Below are 20207 nucleotides of genomic sequence, written 5' to 3' on the forward strand. Positions count from 1 at the left end.
CAACAATTACTAAAAGGATGTTACAAAGTCAGAAAGGTTGTATGCCTATTTGTTAAAGCACTGATGTTACAATTTCTTCCCAATCGAAATCAAATGGTTGCTCTTCAAAGCCTTCTGGAAGGTTGTAGGAGAGAGCCCCTTCAATTCTGTTTTTGGAATTAGGATGCGTCATAATAATTTCTAGATCATCAGGGTAGGACTTTTCTTCTGTCTTCAACTTGGTAAAGAAATGAGCGAGTCTTGATGGGTTTATCTGAGATTTAACCATTAATTGATAAGCGAACTCATCAGCTTCGCGTTCTTGCTTTCTGTCAAAACCCGATGAGAGGAGAAGCTTGGATATTTCCGAGATCATAACTGCATCTCCTCCAGTAAGAACAGCGGCCAACACGCTTAAGCCAAGCTCTTTCATTAGCCTGTCCACAAGGTCTCCATTTTCATGGTGCCCAATCTCATGTGCTAAAATTCCAGCGAGTTGTTCTGGATTGTCAACAAACTTCAAAAGGCCTGAGAAGACATAAATATTTCCATCCAAGGTGGCAAATGCATTGATTTCATGGCTATCGTCGAGCAGATGAAACTTGTATTCATATCTCTGAGGACTCAAAGAGTCGAGCAATCTTCGTGTGATGGGCCCAAGTATTTTGCTGGTTACGGAATCATCGTAAAATTCATACTGATCTTGTAAATCATCCATGATGAGCTCAGCAAGATCCTTTTCGCGCTCTTTGCTGAGCCTTAGGTCCGTTCCCGGAATGCTAAGGGGTCGCCAAGTAAAAGCAAGCCAGATAAGCCCAAAGATTATTACTAGAATGAGTAGCTCACGCCAAATTTTCATTTAGGAGGAAGGTTTTGAATTTTGTTGGTATCTGATTCTTTTTTCTTAAAGACAGCTTCATATGACAATCTTCCAAAGAAGAGGAAGTAGTACATGCGTCCTTTCTTGGCTTTGACGGCCCCAACAATGCTAAAGGCAAAATAGGCAAGATTGAAAATCAATGCCATGATAATATATCCCTTGAAATTGTCAGATAATTCCCAGTCAAAAAAGTAGATACGAATAGCCCAAAAAACACCTATGGCATTGATTATAGTTGTTGGTAATTGACTAATAAGTGATTGCAAGGAGTGAAAATGCACAAACAGGCCTTTCGACCTGTTTGTGAAATAATAAACTATTGCCGCGATTAGATTGATGATTGGCAAAGGAAGCCCTACGGCTACAGAAGCAAACATCATAAGGTATGACCCCATTGCATCATCTTTTTCACGATTCGTTAACTCCTCAGGTTGAGGGATTGGATGATATTGTTCACTCATGGTTTTCCAGAAAATGGCGGGTAATCGTCTGTCATAAATGACATATAAATATTTACTCGGGTAGACCAACGAATGGTTCCTACATTGAATTCATGCCAGCTTTGAGGATAGTTTGCAGTAAACAATACAACCCACCAGGCTAGAAATTGCAGCACTAATGACGCAATTGATCTAAATATCAGCAAGAATGCATGAGGTAAGATCACATATATTGGCCCAAAGAAAAGTCTAAGCAATAGGACACCTCTACTCAGTTTTTCAGGGTATGGTATTTCCACCGTGACGTATTCATCTTTTGCGTCAATCCCGAATGGAGGATAACCATCACATAGGTTATTCAATCGGGCATTTAATCTGAAGTTCCAACGAATAAGTCCTTCTTGAAATTCAAAAAAACTTTGCGGATACTCTCCAGTGAAAAGCACGATCCACCAAGAGATGAAGGATAGAATTGCTCCCCAAAGCGAGACGAAAATCAAAAGGAATAAGTGGGGGAGGGCAATATAAATAGGACCAAAAATGGATCTCAGCAAAAGCTCTCCTCTGGAGTACCGCTCTTGATACTTAATGTCTAATTTCATAATTTAAAATGGTTAGGTTAGACTGTAAGATAAGGACATAGTAGAAAAATTAGAAAGTATTGAAACTAAAAAAGCCTCGAAAGAAATCGAGGCTTAATTCTATCAACTCTTAATAGCTTAACCTAATCGTATTATGAGTGTGGCGATAGAATTGTCAACAGTGTTGATAATTTAATTGGTTTCTATCATATAGACGCTTCGAATACCTATTTGGTTGTGACAATAAAAAAATCATGGACTGTGGCTTTTGACTGACAACCCAAGATCCTCAACTAGAATAGCTAATGTAGGTTGATACCAAAAGTAAAAGCCTCGAATTTTCGAGGCTTTTACTATTTGTGGTTTACTGACCGATCTCTTCCAGATCGAGCAAGAAAGCGTATTGTAACGCAGTTGTTTTGTATCGCTTGAATCTTCCAGAGGCTCCTCCATGTCCAGCTTCCATATCTGTATCCAAGATCAGCGTGTTATCATCGGTTTTCATGTCTCGAAGTTTGGCTACCCATTTGGCGGGCTCCCAATACTGAACCTGCGAATCAAATAAGCCGGTAGTTACTAACATGTTTGGGTAGTCTTGCGCCGAAACCTGATCATAAGGTGAATAGGACATCATGTACTCATAAGATTCAAGATTTTTTGGATTTCCCCATTCGTCAAACTCATTGGTAGTCAATGGTATGGTTTCATCCCACATGGTTGAAACCACATCAACGAAAGGGACAGCTGCCACCACACCATTGTATAGTTCTGGAGCAAGATTTACAACGGCTCCCATCAATAGGCCTCCAGCACTTCCTCCCTGAGCATAGAGATGCTCTGCTGATGTATATTTTTCCTCAATGAGAAATTTTGAGCAATCAATGAAATCATTGAATGTGTTCATCTTCTTGAACATTTTGCCATCCTCGTACCATTGCCGTCCCATCAACTGTCCTCCTCGAATATGAGCAATGGCAAATGCAAATCCGCGATCTAAAAGACTCAGTCGCACTGAACTGAAGCTTGCATCAATGGTTGCGCCATAAGATCCATATCCATACTGTAGGACAGGACTATTTCCATCTTTTTTAAACCCTTTCTTATAGACGATTGAGATTGGCACTTTTTCTCCATCCCGCACTGTTGCCCAAAGTCTCTCTGTAACGTAATCATCAGGGTTATGACCGCCTACAACTTCTTGTTGCTTCATGAGCGTTTTTTCCTTTGTCTCCATGTTATAATCAAACGTAGAGTTAGGAGTTGTCATTGACGTGTATCCAAATCTGAGAATGTTGGTATTGAATTCAGCATTGACGGAGGTATAGGCATTGTAGGCTGGTTCTCCAAAGTCAAGATAGTGTTCATCCCCCGAAGTTTGATTGATGATTCTAAGATTACTCAACCCATTCTGACGTTCATCAACAACCATGTAATCATTGAATAATTCGATGCCTTCGAGCAGTACATCTTTTCTGTGGGCGATTACTTCTTTCCAATTTTCTTTTCCGGTTGCATTTGCGGGAGTTTCCATCAAACGGAAATTCGTTGCGTCCCAATTCGTGACTATGTAGAATTTATCTTCAAAATGAGCAATACTATACTCATGCGCCTTTTCATCTCTCGGTATAAATTGTTGAAAATCGCCTCTCGGGTTATTGGCATCTAATACATGATAATCACTAATGAGTGTACTGCTATTGTAAATAATGATGTAATCATCAGACTTAGATTTATATACACCGATATAATAGGAAGGGTCTTTTTCATGATACACCATCACATCTGCTTCTGACTGAGTTCCAAGCTCATGTCGGTAGATCTTTTCTGAGAGCAGAGACACCTTATTTTTAGCAGTATAGAAGAAGGTCTTGTTATCGTTGGCCCAAGCGCCCCCACCAGTGGTGTTGGCAATTTGATCTTCAATCATTTCACCTGTCTCTAAATTTTTAAATCGCAGCGTGTAAATCCTTCTACTTAAAGTATCCTCGGCGAAAGCGAGAATTTTATTGTCGGGACTCACGTTTAATCCCCCCGCAGCATAGTAGTCGTACCCCTCAGCCATTTCATTGACATTGAGTAGTATTTCTTCATTCGCATCTAATGTTCCTTTCTTTCGGCAATAAATAGGGTATTCCCCACCTTCTTCATATCGGGTATAATACCAATATTCATTTGATAGGTACGGTACTGACTCATCAGTTTGCTTAATTCGACCAACAATCTCATCATAAAGCTTTTCTTGCAGGTCTACCGTATGCGACATTACCGCTGAGGTGTAATCATTTTCCGCATTCAAATAGTTGAGAACTTCCGTTGTGTGATTGTCTGGGTTTTCAGCTCTTTTTTGCTCATCGGATAGGCGCATCCAAAAGTAAGGATCTACTCTTGTTTGTCCATGTTCTTTCAAAATTGTATCAGCCTTAGCTGCAACGGGTGCATCAGGTCTCATAGGTTTTTTTTCTGTTGTTTGATTGGTACACGCTCCTAAGAGAATTACTCCTGTAAGCAATGCAATTGATTGGATATATTTCATTTCCGAATTAAGTTTTTAAGATTGGAAAGTTGCCTAAACAATCAATAATTTCCTAATTCGTTTATATGATCGGTATCAATAAAAAAGGCAGGTTTGTGCCTGCCTTAAATCTTATTTGAAAGTTGTTTTCACTTGGTAAACATTTCACTCACTGCAAGTTCCTTAGAACCAGGCGTGTATTTGTAAAATCCTTCACCAGTCTTTGCGCCAAGGTAGCCTGCTGTCACCATATTTACTAATAGAGGACACGGAGCATATTTTGGATTGCCAAATCCTTCATAAAGTACGTTCATAATGGATAGGCATACGTCAAGTCCAATGAAGTCGGCTAAGTGAAGCGGCCCCATTGGGTGCGCCATTCCAAGCTTCATTACGGTATCTATTTCTTCCACTCCAGCTACACCTTCATGTAGGGAGATGATTGCCTCATTAATCATGGGCATAAGTATTCGGTTAGCCACAAAACCTGGGTAATCATTCACCTCCACGGGTACTTTCCCCAGCTTTGTACTCATCTCCATGATTGTTGAAGTAGTTTCATCCGAAGTTGCATACCCTCTGATTACTTCAATGAGTTTCATCACAGGTACAGGATTCATGAAGTGCATACCGATCACTTTGTCCGGTCGCTTAGTCGCGGCGGCAATTTTGGTAATGGATATGGAGGAAGTGTTGGTAGATAAAATAGCGCCACTTGGAGCATGTGCATCCATTGACTCAAATATCTTCTTCTTAATATCGAAATTTTCAGTAGCAGCCTCAACAACCAAATCAGCATTTTTTACTCCTTCTTCGGTTGAGGTAAATGTGCTAATGTTTTTGAGTGTCGATTCCTTATCTGTTTGAGTAATCTTTTCTTTCTGAACCATTCTGTCCAGATTTTTTGAAATAGTTGCTATCGCTTTTTCTAATGCAACATCACTTATGTCAATGAGCGAAACATTGAATCCACTCTGAGCAAATACATGGGCGATTCCATTACCCATAGTACCGCTTCCAATTACTGATATATTCTTCATTTGGCTATGCGTTCTTACCAATACAGTTCAGATCTTCAAACGCCAATTTCAAACGCTCAGTAAACGTTTTTTCCGCTCCTCTGATCCATACTCTCGGGTCATAGAACTTCTTGTTTGGCTTATCATCTCCTTCTGGGTTCCCAATTTGACCCTGTAGATATCCTTCGTTTTTCTGATAAAATGCTCTAACACCATCCCAGTATGCCCATTGAAGATCGGTGTCGATATTCATTTTGATTGCACCATAAGATATTGCTTCTCTTATTTCATCTCTTGAAGATCCGGATCCGCCATGAAAAACGAAGTTAACGGGATTTTCACCCGTGCTATGCTTCTGCTTAATGTGATCTTGAGAGTTCTTTAATATGATAGGAGTAAGTTTTACATTTCCAGGCTTATAGACTCCATGAACATTTCCAAATGCTGCGGCAATCGTGAAATTATCGCTCACGGCTTTTAGTTTTTCATAAGCATAAGCAACTTCCTCAGGCTGAGTATATAGCATTGAGTTGTCTATATCAGAATTATCAACTCCATCTTCCTCACCGCCTGTCACGCCAAGTTCTATTTCAAGAGTCATCCCCATTTTGTCCATACGCTTAAAATACTCAACACAAGTGCCAATATTCTCTTCGATAGGTTCTTCAGAAAGGTCAAGCATATGCGATGAATAAAGAGGCTTACCTGTTTGCTCAAAATGCTTTTCTCCAGCATCCAAAAGGCCATCAATCCAAGGCAATAGCTTTCTTGCTGCATGATCCGTGTGCAAGATGACCGAAACACCATATGCTTCTGCCATTTGGTGTACATGGTGAGCGCCTGACACACCACCTGCGATGGCTGCTGCCTGTCCGTCATTGGAAAGCCCTTTCCCAGCCATGAATGCGGCACCGCCGTTGGAGAATTGGATCATAACTGGAGAATTAATATCTCTTGCGGCTTCTAAAACGGCATTTACTGTGCTAGAACTTGTTACATTAACAGCAGGAAGTGCAAAGTCGTTTTCATTGGCATAGTTAAGAAGGTCTGTAACCTCCTGTCCGGTCAATACACCAGGTCTAAATTTCATTGTATAAGGATTTGAGAGTTATTAACAGAATTTTGTTCTGCAAATATAACTTCTAGGAATGGAATGAAAACGCTTGTTTAAGCCTGATTTAAAGCTTGCTGAATAGAAGAAGGATCAACCTTTGGATCAGAATCTATGAGCTGTGATTCTTTATTCCAGTTGTAAGTGGCCACCGCAAATAGGATGGTTATAATAAGAAGTTTGATTAGGATTTTCCACTTCATGACCCCTTAGACACACACTATGCTATAAAGGTTTAATAGGGTGTTCGAAAAATGATGAATTGTAGATGAAATGAAGAGAATTGGAGATGAAAAAAAGGCGCAACACATTGATTTTGAGTTTTTCGACCTTCGAGTTGCGCCCGATCCATTAGTCTTCCATTTCCTTTTTCATCATTGCATAGTAGATCAAAAATCCAATGGCAATGCTTACTGCTTCAATACCATAAGGCATTGCGTCATCATTATCTAATCCCATTGAGTCGATTACGATTAGGCCAAGACCTCCAAAGAGAACAATGAGACCCCATTTTAATGCATTTTGTCTACTGTCTTTTTTAGTAAACAGGTTTGTTGTGTCATTATTTACCATATCCTTATCTATTAGTTTCTTTTTAAGTGAATAGTTTGTGAGAATTGTTACGAAAAGAATAACCGATCCGAATACCGATATAATGGCTACTATAGGAATTAATTCGTCCATAATTGTTTAATTTTTAGTTTAACATCTTGCTCCTTTAGACAGGAGCTATATTCTTAAATGTTGCACCTTGAAAAAAAATTTTTTTTATGCAACATTTAAGCCTAGATGGCTGACTAATTAATATCGATGGATGAAAAACAACTTGTAAGTCAGATATTAAGTGGAAGTGATTCTGCGATTCGTCTACTCATTAGTAAATACGAACGACTGGTTATTCATATGGTCGCTCGTGTGGTCAGTGACGATATGGATAGAGAAGAATTATGTCAAGACGTTTTTGTGAAAGTGATAAGTAAGCTTAGTGGCTTCAACTTTGATTCGAAATTGTCGACCTGGATTGCAACCATCGCTTACCGAATGGCAGTTAATTTTGCGAAGAAGAAAAAATTAGATGTTGTTGAGCTGGATGAAGTTGCCTTCAAAATCGGAGAAAATGTTGAAATAACAGAGCAAGAGGATATGAAACAGTTTATTCTTAAGCTTGTGGATCAGCTACCTGTAAGTTATAAGTCAGTATTGACATTGTTTTATTTGGATGGATTTAGCTACCCAGAGATAATGGAGATAACTAATATGCCTGAAGGCACCGTAAAAAATTACATTCATCGAGCACGAGTTAAGTTAAAAAAAATCGTAGAAGAACACGCAGTTAAGGAAATAGCATTGATATGAAACAGGACATTGAAAAAATAATAGATGAAGCTTTAAAATCAGAACCAGCCTTTATGCTTCGAAAGGACTTCAAAGACCGGGTTGTTCAGATAATCAAAAAGCAGGAAAAAGCTAGCCAGAAGAGGTTATACTTCTGGATGGCTATTGGGATACTCACGATTTTTGGTTTTGGATTTGCCACCATCGCTTATTTTTTACCCACAATCTTCGAACAGTTTGGTAAAATGAATCAAAGTGTATCCGGCCTTGTTCCTCTGGCGGTTTTAATTGGCGTACTTGTTACCCTGGTACAATTTCTGGATAAACGTTTTGTGAAGAACAAGTTGCTGATTTAGCAACACCTATAAAAAGGGAGCATCTATGGGTTCCCAAAGTTCTATCTTGCGGCCTTCAGGATCCATTATCCAACCAAACTTACCGTACTCAAACTCTTCGACTTCTCCTACAACCTCAACTCCTTCTTTTCTAAGTTGATCCAGTAATTCTATCAGGTTTTCTACTCTGTAGTTGAACATGTATTCCTTCTGACTCGGACCGAAATATGTAGTGTCTTTGCTAAAAGGACTCCAAGCAGTAGTACATACTTGATTTTTGTCTTCCAAATCCCTCCATTTGAATAACCCACCGTATTGATCAGACGCTATGCCTAAATGTGATCGGTACCAGTCTTTCATTTTTTCAGGATCTTCTGTTTTAAAGAAAATACCACCAATGCCTGTAACTCGCTTTTTCATATGATTCTAGTTTTATGATGAATGATCAAATAAAACAAGAAAACGGAACCGTCGAAAACAGAAAACGAAAATCACCTGAAAGGATGAGTTATCTAGCTTGACAATCCTTAAGCTCTACAGCCAACTTAACGGCAAGTGCGGTTTGCCTCTGGGCTTCAGCTGCTGCTTCGGTTGCCATATTTTGAAGCTCTACAGCTCTCTCTCTTTCTACCTGTGCCTCAATTGCCGATTTTTCAGCTTCGTCAGCTTTTATAAAGGAATAGAGTAGGAAAAATATAGCTACTAGTGTTAGGATAACAATAAGAATGTTCTTTTTCATGATTGCTTTAATTTGAAATTCTATATCAACTGCCGCAATTCCTAATATGCACTAGCCCCTGATATATGTCCATTTTATCGTCCAATAAACTGAAAGCGATAAAAGAATCAAAAAATGAATATTCGGCGTGAGTGCATATTTGAATAAATGCTTCATTTAGCTTTAAAAATAGTGGTTTAATCTTTTAATGGATACCGCTCACAAAAAATCAACTATTTTTAAAATCAATTTTTTCATCATTGCGTTGAAGAAGTGAAGTAAGGTCTAAATATACATATATGAATAAGCTGTTGTTGATTGCCGGGTTTGTCATTCTTACCTCCTTTGGAGTTTCTACAGAATATGGAAATGATATTCAATCCTTTTTAGAAGGAGATACCCTAAAAGTTTTAAAGCCCAAAGAAGAACATCCAAGTGAGGCATATGTAATAACCAATTTGCTAAAGCGAATTCATTATCGAAAGCTTTCTCTTTCTGACTCCATATCCTCTGTGATTTTTGACAACTACTTTGAATCATTGGATCCTAATAAAGCATATTTCTTCGATTCTGACATAGCTAAGTTTGAGAAATACAGGTATGAGCTAGATGATCAAATACCAGCAGGTGAATTGCAATTTGCCTACGATGTTTTTGACATTTATCGAGAACGCGCGCTCGACCAAATTGACTATGTTTTCACCATACTCCAAACAGAATTTGATTTTTCAAAAGAAGAGATTTATGTTTTTGATCGCGAGAAAGCCAACTGGCCTGCCACTCAAGAAGAGCAGAATGAAATCTGGAGAAAAATCATTAAGAATGCCGCTCTTAATTACAAACTGACGGGTAGAGAATGGGAGGATATTTCTGAAAGCTTAACCAAGAGATATAAGCGGGTACAAAAAGCCATCTATCAATACAATAGCGAGGATGTATTTCAGAGTTATATGAATGCATACACCAACGCATACGATCCACATACAGATTATTTCTCACCACCGGACGCTGAAAATTTCCAGATAGACATGAACCTTTCTTTAGAAGGGATAGGTGCACGGCTGATGCAAAATCTTGATTACACACAGGTGGCTGAAATTATTCCAGGAGGTCCAGCTTACAAGAGCAAGCGTCTTCAAAAAGATGACAGAATTATCGGAGTAGCTCAAGGAGATGAGGGTGAATTCATAGATGTAATTGGCTGGCGACTGGATGATGTCGTTTCCAAGATTCGTGGATCAAAAGGCTCAATCGTAAGGCTTCAAATATTAAAAGCTAGTGAAGGAATCAATGCACTTCCAGATACTTTAAGATTGGTAAGAGATAAGATTAATTTGGAACAGCAAGCTGCCAAGGCAGAGATGATTCCAATTACAGAAGGAAATACCACGTATAACCTTGGGGTGATTACTGTACCTAGTTTCTACTTAAACTTTGAAGAGCTGAGAGCAGGAAAAGAAGATTATCGAAGCACAACTAGGGATGTGAAGAAACTGATAACTGAACTCGAGGAACAAGGAATGGATGGATTGATGATCGATTTGCGTTTCAATGGTGGAGGTTCTTTACAAGAAGCCATAGAACTCAGTGGACTTTTCATTCCTGATGGTACGATGGTTCAGGTTAGAAATTATGATGCGTCTGTTGATAAAATGGACGATGAAGATGGAGGGGAAGTCTTCTATGACGGTTCCTTGGCTGTTTTGGTGAATCGTGGGAGCGCTTCAGCTTCAGAAATTTTCTCTGGCGCTATCCAGGATTATCGCCGTGGAGTGATCATCGGAGAAAGCACCTTTGGTAAAGGAACGGTTCAGAACGTTATAGACTTAAGTAGATACATTCGGAATCCAGAGCTGAATCTGGGGCAGATAAAGATGACGCTGGCTAAGTTCTATCGAGTGACGGGCAGTAGCAACCAGCGTGTAGGAATTGCACCTGATGTACATTTCCCATCTATTTATTCACAAGAAGATTTTGGAGAAGCTAGCAGGGAAAATGCACTTCCTTGGGATGAAATTGCAAGTGCAAATTTCACACCTACAAATATGATCTCTGAAGAGCTTTTGGATCACTTAAATTCTCTTTATAGAGAAGATTTAAACAGCGACCCTGATTTGCAAAAACTTGTCAGAGATATTGAGAAAGCAAAGGAGAGCAGAAATCGAAAGTCAGTATCTCTCAATCTTGAGACTAGAAAGGCGGACTCAGATGAAGGTGATAATGATGATTTAGCAACAAGCGTTGACGATGGAGAGGTTTCTAAAAAGAACGCCATAGATGAAAAGCTAAAAAATGACCCATACCTAAAAGAAGGACTGAGATTGCTGGCAGCAATAAAAAAATACAAGGTAGGTTGAGCAACCATTTGCGAAATCCTTCATCTTTAAAATAAACTTGAATAAGTCATGAAGAAATGTATTGTAGTTCTACTTGCGTTGACGAGTACTTCCGTATTTGCGCAAAACATCCTCGCAAAAGCTGAGCTTGAAGCTGAGAACATTGAAGAGGTAAGAATAGAAGGATCATTCGTAGATGTCTATGTAGATACTGGTGATCGAGTTTATTTTAAAGGGATTATTACCGGAAGTGGTGACGAAGGAGATTATCGATTTGAAACAGATATCGTTGGAAAAACTTTAGTCATACGCGTGGATCGTCAAAGAGATAAGAATTGGAGAAACTATCGAATCAACGAATCCAGGATCGATTTAACAATATTGGATGGAGTGAAGTTGGATATTGATAATTCCTCAGGAGACGTAAGGGTAGCAAATCTTCGCGCATCATCATCCAAGATAGAAGCGTCAAGTGGAGATATTACGTTGAGAAGCGTAGTAGCCAATCTTGAAGTTGAAACCTCGAGTGGAGATATTGATATTGATGGGTTGACGGGGGACTCTGAAATTGAATCCACCAGTGGAGATCAAGACATCTTTAATACAAAAGGAAATATTGAGACTCGAGCAAGTTCAGGTGACATCACCATTTCAGGGTTTAGTGGTAAAGTTGAAGTACAGGCTACATCAGGCGATGTTGAAATTAGAAAAGGAGTAGGGGCAATCAAGGCGCGTACTTCGTCTGGAAATATTGACGGGTATGCTATCGAATTAAACGCGAACTGTTATTTCGATGCAACTTCTGGAAATATTGAAATCGATTTTGTCAACGACCTTGACGATTTAAGTTTTGATTTGAACGCTACATCAGGTGATTTAGAAGTTGGGAATAGGTCAGGTGAAAAACGCTTGATGATTGATAGAGGAGGAATAAAAGTGACTGGTACCACTTCAAGTGGAGATCAGGAATACGAATAAAGAAAAGAGTCAAATTAATGATAAGGGTAGCCATCGGTTACCCTTTTTTTGTTTTATCCATACAAATAGACATTTTTGTTGGTGATCAACTATTAAACCTAACCCAAAACCAACATAATGGAAAAACCATATATTGATTCAAATACCAGTTTGCCAGAGATTACGGTAAAGGCGGTCGTCCTTGGAGCCCTACTCTCTATTGTGCTGTCAGCAGCGAATGCATACTTCGGACTTTTTGCCGGGCTCACTGTCTCTGCATCTATTCCAGCGGCTGTAATTTCCATGGCCCTTTTGAAAGTTTTCAAAAATTCAAACATACTTGAAAACAACTTGGTGCAAACTGCAGCTTCTGCCGGCGAGTCACTTGCTGCTGGTGTGATTTTCACAATTCCTGCACTGGTAATCATGGGATACTGGGAAGAGTTTAATTACTTCGAAACAATGGCCATCGCCCTATGTGGAGGAGTTCTTGGGATACTATTCACAATACCTCTTCGAAGAGCCTTAATCGTAGAAGAAAACTTAAAGTTTCCGGAAGGCGTAGCTACGGCAGAAGTCCTTAAAACGGGTGAAGAAGGAGGTAAATCAGTAAAGTATTTGGTGTGGGGATCAATACTTGGAGGAGTCTTTAAACTAGCGGACTCCACTCTTAATCTATGGAGTGGACTTTTTGAAAAAGCCACTTTAGTAGGTCAGAAATTCTATGGATATTTTAGCTTAAACCTGTCTCCGGCTCTTGTAGCTGTTGGATATATCGTAGGTCTAAATATTGCATTTCTAGTATTTCTGGGAGGAGTAATAACGTGGTGGATCGGAATGCCTATTTACATTGGCTCCAATGGATTTGATGTTGTGGCTGCTGAGCTTGTGGAGCTGGGAAAATTCACGAGTGTCAGTGATGTAAATGCTGATAATATTGGAGGTGCACTTTGGAGCGCTAAAATGAGATACTTGGGCGTTGGTGCAATGGTGATAGGTGGGCTTTGGGCCTTAATGAGTCTGGCAAGTTCACTGGGAACCGCATTTAAAGCGGGAGTACAAGCTTTCAAGTCTGGTGGTACCTCCATGAAAGATCAAATAAGAACAGAAATGGATACTCCAATGTCGTGGGTACTCATTGGTATAGGTGTACTAGTTGTTCCCATTTTCATGATTTACCTATCAGCTATTAGCGATGTTACGGTGACCATAACGATGACTTTGATCATGGTTGTTGCCGGATTCCTTTTTGCAGCGGTTGCGGGGTATATGGCTGGACTCGTGGGAAGTTCAAATAACCCGATTTCAGGAGTAACTATCGCAACGATATTATTTGCATCCATTTTATTGTTGACGTTGATGGGTACGGGCAATGAATTATCAGGTGCTGCTGGAGCAATTTTAATTGGAGCTGTCGTCTGCTGCGCTGCTGCTATTGCAGGAGATAATATGCAAGACTTGAAAGCCGGACATGTATTAGGTGCGACTCCTTACAAGCAACAAATTATGCAAGTAGTAGGAGTTGTAGCTGGAGCATTGGTTATCCCGATCATATTGAATATTCTATTGATTGGAAATGGAATAGGAGCTCCAACACCTGAGCAACCGGAATCATTGGCCGCCCCTCAAGCGACTTTGATGATGAGCGTTGCACAAGGCATCTTCAGTGGAGGATTACCTTGGAATATTATTTATATCGGAGCTGGGATCGCGGTTGTTATTATATTGATTGATCTGTATTTAAAGTCAAAGGGGTCTGAATTCAGAATGCCTGTTCTTGCTGTTGCAGTAGGGCTCTATCTTCCATTCGAGCTTGATTCTTCCATCTTTGTTGGGGGTGTTTTGGCCTATTTTCTAACGAAGGCAACAAAGGGCAATAAAAATATTGAAAAAGGAAACAACGCAGGACTATTGTTGGCATCTGGGTTAATTACAGGTGAAGCGTTAATGGGAATTCTTGGAGCAGGGTTGACGGTTGGGATAATGAAATCTGGAGGAGATCCTAACTCTATGAGAATCTTAGAGGAATCTTCCAGCTGGCCTGGACTGATAATTTTCTGTGGGATCATCTATTTCATATACAAATCAGTCATAAAAGTATCTAACGAAGAAGAATAGCCTGTTCGAAACTGAACGTAAATAGTGTACACCTGAATTCACTTTTGAAAAGGAATTCAGGTGTAGTTTTTTGTATATCAGACAGTTAGGTAATCTGGCATGGTTTTAACACATGTTAGACTAGGAAAACCTCATGCCATGCTTAAAAATTATTTAAAGACTGCCCTCAGAAATCTTTCTAGAAATAAGGTTTATAGTATTCTAAATGTATTGGGCCTTGCACTTGGTATTGGCTGTGCATTGGTTATTTATAAAGTCATTGTTTTTGAAAACAGCTTCGATAAACATCAGGAGAACTATTCAAATATTTATAGAATAGTAGGGCAAGGAATCAGAGCAGGAGAAATAAGCAAAGGTTCGGGTACACCACATCCGGTGGGGCCTGCAGTAAGAGAAGATTATCCAGATATTCAACAGGTAACACGAACGCACTATGTAGGTGGTGATCAGATCAATATTAAGGAGGGAAGTGAAATAAAGAAATTCCTTTTAGAAGAGGGAGTGGTCTATTTAGACAACTCATATTTCGTAATTTTTACGGTAAACTTCTTAGCTGGGAATAGTGAAACGGCATTGACTGAGCCAAATACAGCAGTTATTTCCGAATCCCAATGCAAAAAACTGTTTGGCATAGAGGATGGAAACGTTGCGGAAGTAATTGGAAAAACGATCAACGTAGGTAATCTCCAGGATTACAAAATTGTCGGCGTTATTTCGGATCCACCTGAGTCAACAAACTTTCAGTTTACGGTTCTTTTAGATTATGATTCACAAGAAGCCAGCAATCCTTATTTTGGAGAAGGAAAAAGATGGAATTCTACAAGCTCAAGCACCAATACATACATTCTTGTGGGAAGTGGATTTTTACAGAAAGCATTCGATACTAAACTCATTGATTTTGTTGACAAGCACTACGAAGAAGGAGCATCGGAACGAAGAAGATTTGTTACGCAGCCTTTGTCTGCTATTCACTTTGATGATGAGTATGGCAATTACGTATATTCAACATCGCCAGCTTTGATGAAGGCTTTAGGAGTGATTGCTATTTTTCTTATCCTTACAGCATGCATTAATTTCATTAACCTGGCTACCGCGCAAGCAGCCAATCGCTCAAAAGAAATTGGAATTAGAAAGGCTATTGGTGGATATTCGGGACAGTTGGTTGCGCAATTTTTCACCGAGATTACACTTATTACACTCGTTTCATTATTCTGCTCACTAGCCATATCCGAATTTCTGTTTGTCCAGCTTGAGGATGTAATTGGCGTACGCCTTACCCTCGATCTATTCACCAGTTTTGAGACCATTGGATTTTTACTCATCCTTCTTGTTTTGGTAAGCTTTCTTTCCGGATTTTATCCATCCATTTTGCTTAGCAGTATGAATACAGTAAAAGCGTTGAAAAGTAAGATCACTGCCAAGAATCACTCGGGCGGACTCAACCTAAGAAAAACACTCGTGATAGCACAGTTCACTATCTCCCAATTCTTAATTATTGGAACCGTGATTATCGCAGCGCAGATGAGGTATTTCATGGAGAAAGACCTTGGTTTTGAAAAGGAAGCAATCATAAAAAGCTACCTACCTGAAAGAGAGGAAGTGAAAACAGCGCGATTTAAATCAATGATGCTAGAAAATCCGGCTATTGAGAATATCACTTTTTCGCTCAGTTCTCCTACGGGAAATTCAAACTCACATTCTAACTTCAACTATCCTCCATTAGATATTGAAGAAGATTTTAATGCTAGTTATAAACCTGCAGATGAAGAATATGTGGATCTCTATGGTTTGGAAATATTAGCTGGACGAAATATTCGAAAAAATGACAGTTCCAATCATGTAGTAATCAATCAGCAAATTGCCGATTTGATGGGCTTTAAAGATGACTATGCTGGTGCAATTGGTGAGAGCTTAACCACAGGGTGGACGATGGGAAACTTGAAGGTAATTGGAGTGATGCAAGATTTTCACTCGCAGGACCTGAGCCAAGGGTTTCAGTATATTATCCTGCTTAGAGACCCCAGGATTTATTACGAGCTTGCATTCAAAACCAAGGATGGGGCAAATGTGAATACGGCAATTACACATTTTGAAGACACTTGGGAAAAAGTATATCCAGAGTTTGTCCTAGACTGGGATTTTTATGATGAGCAGTTGGCAGAGAATTATCAACAGGAACAAAGTGTAGCCACTCTCATGAGTACTTTTTCAGCAGTATCTATCATCATTGGATGTTTAGGACTGTATGGGCTGATTGCGTTTATTTCAGCAAACAGAACAAAGGAAGTGGGTATTCGTAAAGTGCTAGGCGCATCCATTCTTAGCATTATAGGAAAGTTCACCAAAGAAGTATTTGTGTTGGTTATCGTTGCCTTTTTAATAGCCGCTCCTGTTGCCTACTACATTCTCAACGAGTGGTTGAGTGATTATGAATTCAGAATCAATATTGGTATCGGTTTTTTCCTTTTGGCTTTTCTTACGACTTTATTGATTGCTGCAATTACTGTAAGTCATCGTACGATAAGCACTGCTTTAATTAATCCTGCTACTACTTTAAAGGACGAATAGAGGGAGTTTTTAACTCATAAGTTTCGTTCACATATCAAAGACTTGTTCTTTATGAAAATTGGCCTCATTGGCCTGCTAAACTTTCCATATATTTGACGGATTCGCATTATGGAATTAGTCAAATATGAGCAAAGAACAGTTTAGCAACAGGTGGGGGATAGTACTAGCAGCACTTGGTATGGCGATAGGTGCTGGAAACCTCTGGAGATTTCCACGGTTGGCAGGTCAGTATGGAGGATCCTTTATTCTTCTATGGATTTTATTTCTCTTCATTTGGTCTATTCCATTGCTGCTTTCAGAGTTTGCCATTGGCAAGAAATTTAAGAAGGGAGTAATAGGAAGTTTCGCACTCTTTGCAGGAAAGAAGTACACTTGGATGGGATTCTTCATTACCATATGTACTCTAGGAATAGCATTTTACTATTCAATAGTTACCGCATGGTCGTTTAGATATCTTACATTTTCCGTGGGGAATTTGTTCAAAGAAGCGACACTACTTGAATCTTTACAGTCAGACCCCGATTATCTGACAAACTTTTGGAACGGGATATCTAATGGCGATTGGATCACCGTTTTCATATACATATGCGTGATATTTCTCGCCGCATTTATCCTTATCAAAGGGGTAAAGAATGGACTCGAAAAAGCAAATAAATTACTTATACCCAGCCTCTTCATTTTGCTAGTGATTATCGTATTTGTTTCGCTAAATATGGAGGGAGGAGTTAGAGGTTTAGAATACATGTTTGCAGTTGATTGGTCTCTTTTTAGTGATTCTACAATCTGGATAGAAGCCCTATCACAATCAGCTTGGAGCACAGGGGCAGGGTGGGGTCTTATGATGACACTTTCTGCTTTTTCAAGAGATAATGAGGATGTTACCCTAAATACCTTCATTGGGGCTTTTGGAAATAACACAGCCTCGCTGCTTTCGGGCATGGCGATTCTTCCAGCGGTATTTGCCTTGGCGGCATCTGATGCAGAAGCAATTTCCTATTTGCAATCAGGAAACCAGGCGTTAACATTCACCATTATCCCAATGCTATTTGCCAATGTACCTGGCGGTGACTACTTATCTGTGCTATTCTTTCTCGCGCTGTTCGTAGCTGCTTTTAGCTCGCTATTGCCGATGATTGAGCTTTTTATGCAGAATGTGGCCGATCTTAATATTTCTAAAAGAAAGACGCTGATATTCGTGATTATTTGTTTCATTGCCTTTGGTTTTCCTTCAGCTTGGTCACTAGACTTCTTTTCAAATCAAGACTGGGTTTGGGGGGTTGGATTAATAGTGACAGGACTGTTTATACTTATTGGTGTCGCCATGAATGACCCTTCTAAATTTAAGGCTGAGACAATTGACGTAGGATCTGATATGATTCTTCCGTCTGGTTTTTTTAGGTTTGCCATCTTTGCCAATATTGCCATTGGCTTCTTTTTGATCTATTGGTGGCTATCGCAAGATTACAGCTCAACCTGGTTCAATGAAGAGGGAAACTGGGATTTGTTTGGCATTTATAGCAATGCATCGACCATTACTCAATGGGGCATTGTTATCATAGCTGGACTTTTACTGAATGGATATTTGTACAAGAAATTTGTAAAAAAATGAGCACAAGCGCTATCATAAGTATGATTGTTATTCTCACTGTAGTAGTGGGTGGCTTCATGTATTTTTTAACCAGAGCAATTCGAAAAGAGAAAGACGAAGGGTAATTGATTTATTAGCAGGGACGTTGATTTGTTTATCTAACCTGTCTGGAAGTAATTACTGTTTACTATTTAACTAATCACTATATATGGATAAAATTGACCCATTAAATCAGGTAGCTGAATTTCACAAAACCTTTAAACATCCAATTCTAGATACACCTCAGATTCCCAACTCGGATAGATGTAAACTACGAGTGTCTCTTATTGCAGAAGAGTTAAGAGAATTGCAAGAAGCCATTGATGACCAAGATGTGGTAGAAATCGCGGATGCTTTATGTGACATACAGTACGTTCTTTCAGGTGCAATTCTTGAATTCGGTATGGGAGAAAAATTCAGAGATTTGTTTGAAGAAGTTCAACGATCTAATATGAGCAAGGCTTGCGACACAGAAGAAGAAGCACAGCGAACAGTAGAGCATTATAAAACCACAAAAAATACAGACGCCTACTACGAACAGCGTGATGGTAAATGGCTTGTTTATCGTAAAGAGGATAATAAAACGCTCAAGTCAATTAACTATTCGCCAGCAGATTTAAAGTCCATACTTGAGAGATAAGGATAGTTAAGAATAGTATTGTTTTAAACTAAATGCGATCTGTTCTCTTTACCCTTCTTTTAAGCTTATTAGTAAGCGCATCGGCACAAGCGAAGAAAATCTTATTTGTCGGAAACAGTCTCACCTACACAAATAACTTGCCCTCGCTTGTTGAGCAAGAAGCCAAGAGTAGGGGACTGAAAGTGAAAACAATTTCACTTGCCCATCCAAATTATGCCATTATTGACCATTGGAATGATGGAGAAGTACAGAAGTACATCAAAAGTCAAAAGTATGATTATCTGGTGGTACAGCAGGGTCCGTCTTCACAAAGTGAGGGAAGAAGAATGTTGATTGAAGATGGAAATAAATTACAAAAATTGTGCGAACAAAGTGGAGTCAAACTTGTGTATTTCATGGTATGGCCATCTCGGAAGTATTACCATACGTTTGATGGGGTCATAAAGAACCATAAAGAAGCGGCCGAGAAAAATGGCGCAATTTTATGTCCTGTAGGAGAGGCCTGGAAATCCTATTTTGAGAATACTAACGACTATTCACTCTACAGCTCTGACGGTTTTCACCCATCTCCAAAAGGAAGTAGGCTAGCGGCCGAAGTGATTGTGGATACACTATTAGAAAATGAATAAGTACGCCAAGTATGCCGACCTCCCCCTCAGATTGTCCGTTGGATTTCATTTGATCTATGGCACTCAGGATAATGTATTTTCTTGGGAGCGCATGCTTGAGTTTCGTGATTTTTTAGAAGCATTTGGTACTCCAATGCCTCTGGTAGCTGCTTTTTTATCGGTTTATGCACAGTTTATATGTGGCCTTTTTTTCATAGCCGGATGGAAGGTCAAGCCTGCGGGAGGTATCATGGTAGTCAATTTTGTAATTGCAATTCTGCTGGTTCACCTTAAAGACCCATACCCAGCCGTTTATCCCGCCATATCCATGCTGGCAGGATCAGTGTTTTTACTATTAAATGGTGCTGGTAACGTAAGTCTAGACAACTGGATAAAACAAAAAAAGGCGACCAGATAGCCACCTTTATTCGCTTAATAATTTT

20 protein-coding genes are annotated in these 20207 nt (G+C 39.4%); 11 read left to right on the forward strand and 9 right to left on the reverse strand.

The features are described from left to right. Positions 1-52: 52 nt before the first annotated feature. From ABJF57_RS19755 to ABJF57_RS19785, 7 genes are all read right to left on the reverse strand, one after another. On the reverse strand, positions 53-838 hold the full coding sequence (locus ABJF57_RS19755) for a M48 family metallopeptidase (RefSeq protein ID WP_462235181.1): 786 nt from the start codon (positions 836-838) through the stop codon (positions 53-55). Continuing rightward, positions 835-1320 carry a DUF4870 domain-containing protein gene (locus ABJF57_RS19760; RefSeq protein ID WP_462235179.1) on the reverse strand — a complete coding sequence of 162 codons (486 nt, stop codon included), beginning with the start codon at positions 1318-1320 and terminating at the stop codon, positions 835-837. The genes ABJF57_RS19755 and ABJF57_RS19760 overlap by 4 nt, the downstream gene beginning before the upstream one ends. Then, positions 1317-1901, reverse strand: a complete 585-nt coding sequence (locus tag ABJF57_RS19765) for a DUF4389 domain-containing protein (protein ID WP_462235177.1) — start codon at positions 1899-1901, stop codon at positions 1317-1319. Before ABJF57_RS19765 ends, ABJF57_RS19760 begins: the two co-directional genes overlap by 4 nt. Before the next feature lie 343 nt (positions 1902-2244). Beyond that, positions 2245-4413: a S9 family peptidase gene (locus ABJF57_RS19770; RefSeq protein ID WP_462235176.1), complete on the reverse strand. Its 2169-nt coding sequence runs from the start codon at positions 4411-4413 to the stop codon at positions 2245-2247. Between the two features lie 128 nt (positions 4414-4541). After that, positions 4542-5432, reverse strand: a complete 891-nt coding sequence (locus tag ABJF57_RS19775; RefSeq protein ID WP_462235174.1) for a 3-hydroxybutyryl-CoA dehydrogenase — start codon at positions 5430-5432, stop codon at positions 4542-4544. A 4-nt stretch (positions 5433-5436) separates the two neighbouring features. Next, a complete protein-coding gene (fbaA, locus tag ABJF57_RS19780) occupies positions 5437-6501 on the reverse strand; it encodes a class II fructose-bisphosphate aldolase (protein WP_462235173.1) in 1065 nt (354 codons plus the stop codon). A 372-nt stretch (positions 6502-6873) separates the two neighbouring features. After that, positions 6874-7206: a DUF6249 domain-containing protein gene (locus ABJF57_RS19785; protein WP_462235171.1), complete on the reverse strand. Its 333-nt coding sequence runs from the start codon at positions 7204-7206 to the stop codon at positions 6874-6876. A 126-nt stretch (positions 7207-7332) separates the two neighbouring features. Between ABJF57_RS19785 and ABJF57_RS19790 the strand changes: the two genes are divergently transcribed. Both ABJF57_RS19790 and ABJF57_RS19795 read left to right on the forward strand, forming a co-directional pair. Next, positions 7333-7878 carry an RNA polymerase sigma factor gene (locus ABJF57_RS19790; RefSeq protein WP_462235169.1) on the forward strand — a complete coding sequence of 182 codons (546 nt, stop codon included), beginning with the start codon at positions 7333-7335 and terminating at the stop codon, positions 7876-7878. Beyond that, complete coding sequence (locus tag ABJF57_RS19795) at positions 7875-8213, forward strand: hypothetical protein (protein ID WP_462235167.1); 339 nt, start codon at positions 7875-7877, stop codon at positions 8211-8213. Before ABJF57_RS19790 ends, ABJF57_RS19795 begins: the two co-directional genes overlap by 4 nt. 6 nt (positions 8214-8219) lie before the next feature. Here the strand turns inward: ABJF57_RS19795 and ABJF57_RS19800 are convergent, their stop codons facing one another. Next, positions 8220-8612: a VOC family protein gene (locus ABJF57_RS19800; protein ID WP_462235165.1), complete on the reverse strand. Its 393-nt coding sequence runs from the start codon at positions 8610-8612 to the stop codon at positions 8220-8222. An 88-nt stretch (positions 8613-8700) separates the two neighbouring features. Further along, on the reverse strand, positions 8701-8931 hold the full coding sequence (locus ABJF57_RS19805) for a hypothetical protein (protein ID WP_462235163.1): 231 nt from the start codon (positions 8929-8931) through the stop codon (positions 8701-8703). A gap of 278 nt (positions 8932-9209) precedes the next feature. Here ABJF57_RS19805 and ABJF57_RS19810 point away from each other — a divergent pair, with 278 nt between their 5' ends. The 9 genes from ABJF57_RS19810 (at position 9210) to ABJF57_RS19850 (ending at position 20182) form a co-directional block, all read left to right on the forward strand. Beyond that, positions 9210-11267, forward strand: coding sequence for a carboxy terminal-processing peptidase (locus ABJF57_RS19810; protein WP_462235161.1), 2058 nt, complete (start codon positions 9210-9212; stop codon positions 11265-11267). Between the two features lie 48 nt (positions 11268-11315). Continuing rightward, positions 11316-12224 carry a DUF4097 family beta strand repeat-containing protein gene (locus tag ABJF57_RS19815; RefSeq protein ID WP_462235160.1) on the forward strand — a complete coding sequence of 303 codons (909 nt, stop codon included), beginning with the start codon at positions 11316-11318 and terminating at the stop codon, positions 12222-12224. Positions 12225-12341: 117 nt separating this feature from the next. Further along, positions 12342-14321 carry an OPT family oligopeptide transporter gene (locus ABJF57_RS19820; RefSeq protein WP_462235158.1) on the forward strand — a complete coding sequence of 660 codons (1980 nt, stop codon included), beginning with the start codon at positions 12342-12344 and terminating at the stop codon, positions 14319-14321. Between the two features lie 138 nt (positions 14322-14459). Continuing rightward, positions 14460-16889: an ABC transporter permease gene (locus tag ABJF57_RS19825; RefSeq protein ID WP_462235156.1), complete on the forward strand. Its 2430-nt coding sequence runs from the start codon at positions 14460-14462 to the stop codon at positions 16887-16889. A gap of 124 nt (positions 16890-17013) precedes the next feature. Further along, entirely contained in the window at positions 17014-18498 is a 1485-nt protein-coding gene (locus ABJF57_RS19830; protein WP_462235154.1) for a sodium-dependent transporter, read from the forward strand. 20 nt (positions 18499-18518) lie between these two features. Continuing rightward, positions 18519-18602, forward strand: a complete 84-nt coding sequence (locus ABJF57_RS19835; protein WP_462236345.1) for a MetS family NSS transporter small subunit — start codon at positions 18519-18521, stop codon at positions 18600-18602. Between the two features lie 83 nt (positions 18603-18685). After that, positions 18686-19156 carry a pyrophosphohydrolase domain-containing protein gene (locus ABJF57_RS19840; RefSeq protein ID WP_462235151.1) on the forward strand — a complete coding sequence of 157 codons (471 nt, stop codon included), beginning with the start codon at positions 18686-18688 and terminating at the stop codon, positions 19154-19156. Positions 19157-19188: 32 nt separating this feature from the next. Next, positions 19189-19785 carry an SGNH/GDSL hydrolase family protein gene (locus tag ABJF57_RS19845; RefSeq protein ID WP_462235149.1) on the forward strand — a complete coding sequence of 199 codons (597 nt, stop codon included), beginning with the start codon at positions 19189-19191 and terminating at the stop codon, positions 19783-19785. After that, a complete protein-coding gene (locus ABJF57_RS19850; protein ID WP_462235147.1) occupies positions 19778-20182 on the forward strand; it encodes a DoxX family protein in 405 nt (134 codons plus the stop codon). Before ABJF57_RS19845 ends, ABJF57_RS19850 begins: the two co-directional genes overlap by 8 nt. Positions 20183-20207 lie beyond the last annotated feature (25 nt).

The sequence above is a fragment of the Ekhidna sp. genome (genome assembly GCF_039940915.1).
In the GTDB taxonomy this organism is placed as follows: domain Bacteria; phylum Bacteroidota; class Bacteroidia; order Cytophagales; family Cyclobacteriaceae; genus Ekhidna.